Source organism: Pseudomonas sp. TH31, from assembly GCF_016650815.1.
In the GTDB taxonomy this organism is placed as follows: Bacteria; Pseudomonadota; Gammaproteobacteria; order Pseudomonadales; family Pseudomonadaceae; genus Aquipseudomonas.
In genome coordinates this window covers 1-2,500 of record NZ_JAEKEZ010000006.1, presented here as the reverse complement: position 1 = coordinate 2,500, position 2,500 = coordinate 1, and the positions used below count along the sequence as shown (strand labels likewise).

The window sequence follows — 2,500 nt, the reverse complement described above, 5'->3', positions numbered from 1 at the left end:
CGGATGACCTGTGGATCGGAGTGAAAGGCTAATCAAGCTCGGAGATAGCTGGTTCTCCTCGAAAGCTATTTAGGTAGCGCCTCATGTATCACTGTAGGGGGTAGAGCACTGTTTCGGCTAGGGGGTCATCCCGACTTACCAAACCGATGCAAACTCCGAATACCTACAAGTGCCGAGCATGGGAGACACACGGCGGGTGCTAACGTCCGTCGTGAAAAGGGAAACAACCCAGACCGTCAGCTAAGGTCCCAAAGTTATGGTTAAGTGGGAAACGATGTGGGAAGGCTTAGACAGCTAGGAGGTTGGCTTAGAAGCAGCCACCCTTTAAAGAAAGCGTAATAGCTCACTAGTCGAGTCGGCCTGCGCGGAAGATGTAACGGGGCTCAAACCATACACCGAAGCTACGGGTATCACTTAGGTGATGCGGTAGAGGAGCGTTCTGTAAGCCTGTGAAGGTGAGTTGAGAAGCTTGCTGGAGGTATCAGAAGTGCGAATGCTGACATGAGTAACGACAATGGGTGTGAAAAACACCCACGCCGAAAGACCAAGGTTTCCTGCGCAACGTTAATCGACGCAGGGTTAGTCGGTCCCTAAGGCGAGGCTGAAAAGCGTAGTCGATGGAAAACAGGTTAATATTCCTGTACTTCTGGTTATTGCGATGGAGGGACGGAGAAGGCTAGGCCAGCTTGGCGTTGGTTGTCCAAGTTTAAGGTGGTAGGCTGGAATCTTAGGTAAATCCGGGATTCTAAGGCCGAGAGCTGATGACGAGTGTTCTTTTAGAACACGAAGTGGTTGATGCCATGCTTCCAAGAAAAGCTTCTAAGCTTCAGGTAACCAGGAACCGTACCCCAAACCGACACAGGTGGTTGGGTAGAGAATACCAAGGCGCTTGAGAGAACTCGGGTGAAGGAACTAGGCAAAATGGCACCGTAACTTCGGGAGAAGGTGCGCCGGTGAGGGTGAAGCATTTACTGCGTAAGCCCATGCCGGTCGAAGATACCAGGCCGCTGCGACTGTTTATTAAAAACACAGCACTCTGCAAACACGAAAGTGGACGTATAGGGTGTGACGCCTGCCCGGTGCCGGAAGGTTAATTGATGGGGTTAGCTAACGCGAAGCTCTTGATCGAAGCCCCGGTAAACGGCGGCCGTAACTATAACGGTCCTAAGGTAGCGAAATTCCTTGTCGGGTAAGTTCCGACCTGCACGAATGGCGTAACGATGGCGGCGCTGTCTCCACCCGAGACTCAGTGAAATTGAAATCGCTGTGAAGATGCAGTGTATCCGCGGCTAGACGGAAAGACCCCGTGAACCTTTACTATAGCTTTGCACTGGACTTTGAATTTGCTTGTGTAGGATAGGTGGGAGGCTTTGAAGCGTGGACGCCAGTTCGCGTGGAGCCAACCTTGAAATACCACCCTGGCAACTTTGAGGTTCTAACTCAGGTCCGTTATCCGGATCGAGGACAGTGTATGGTGGGTAGTTTGACTGGGGCGGTCTCCTCCTAAAGAGTAACGGAGGAGTACGAAGGTGCGCTCAGACCGGTCGGAAATCGGTCGTAGAGTATAAAGGCAAAAGCGCGCTTGACTGCGAGACAGACACGTCGAGCAGGTACGAAAGTAGGTCTTAGTGATCCGGTGGTTCTGTATGGAAGGGCCATCGCTCAACGGATAAAAGGTACTCCGGGGATAACAGGCTGATACCGCCCAAGAGTTCATATCGACGGCGGTGTTTGGCACCTCGATGTCGGCTCATCACATCCTGGGGCTGAAGCCGGTCCCAAGGGTATGGCTGTTCGCCATTTAAAGTGGTACGCGAGCTGGGTTTAGAACGTCGTGAGACAGTTCGGTCCCTATCTGCCGTGGACGTTTGAGATTTGAGAGGGGCTGCTCCTAGTACGAGAGGACCGGAGTGGACGAACCTCTGGTGTTCCGGTTGTCACGCCAGTGGCATTGCCGGGTAGCTATGTTCGGAATAGATAACCGCTGAAAGCATCTAAGCGGGAAACTAGCCTCAAGATGAGATCTCACTGGGACCTTGAGTCCCCTGAAGGGCCGTCGAAGACTACGACGTTGATAGGTTGGGTGTGTAAGCGCTGTGAGGCGTTGAGCTAACCAATACTAATTGCCCGTGAGGCTTGACCATATAACACCCAAGCAATTTGACTACTCGAAAGAGCATCAGATTGCGGTGTGTGAAGACGAAACGAACCGAAAGTTCGAGAGACTCACAAAACACCGAGATCTATCACATACCCATTCGCTGGAGCGTACTCCGTAAGGAGAACGACCTGGCTACCGAATTTCTTGACGACCATAGAGCATTGGAACCACCTGATCCCATCCCGAACTCAGCAGTGAAACGATGCATCGCCGATGGTAGTGTGGGGTTTCCCCATGTGAGAGTAGGTCATCGTCAAGATTAAATTCCGAAACCCCTATCTGCGTATGCAGGTAGGGGTTTTGTTTTTGCCTGCAGGAAAGTGGCCAAACGAAAAAGGG

General features: G+C 52.0%; 2 rRNA genes (1 of these 2 cut by a window edge). Both read left to right on the top strand.

Annotated features, from left to right (window positions below):
- A 23S ribosomal RNA gene (locus tag JFV26_RS03115) occupies positions 1 to 2,144 on the top strand (it extends 748 nt beyond the left edge of the window).
- 160 nt (positions 2,145 to 2,304) lie between these two features.
- Positions 2,305 to 2,420 (top strand): 5S ribosomal RNA (gene rrf / locus JFV26_RS03110).
- Positions 2,421 to 2,500 lie beyond the last annotated feature (80 nt).